Annotated in this window: 1 protein-coding gene; it reads left to right on the forward strand. The window is 43.2% G+C overall.

Annotation, left to right across the window (positions count from 1 at the left end; translation table 11 throughout):
• Positions 1-34: 34 nt before the first annotated feature.
• The coding region (locus FWJ25_RS20975; RefSeq protein ID WP_223163301.1) for a hypothetical protein at positions 35-257 on the forward strand (223 nt) is incomplete at its 3' end.

The raw sequence follows: 257 nt of genomic DNA on the forward strand, positions 1-257 counted from the left end.
CTATGCCTTCATTGCGTGCCGGTCAATTCATGCGGTGAACAAACTAAATCCGTCGTTCGTGTACCCTCTGCTGGAGAAGTTCTTCAAATACCAGGAACGTTACTATAATCAGCCAACATACGAAAAATCAAGAGCTACAGTGGTTGATGAAATAACCAAGAACCTTGTTGTGCCCATCATCGGTGAAACTAATTTGGCGGCATTCAGAGCAGGTTTCAACGATTCACATTCTGATCAGGCTACAAGGATATCTTTCA

The organism is Marinobacter salinexigens, assembly GCF_008370345.1.
GTDB classification, from domain to species: Bacteria; Pseudomonadota; Gammaproteobacteria; order Pseudomonadales; family Oleiphilaceae; genus Marinobacter; species Marinobacter salinexigens.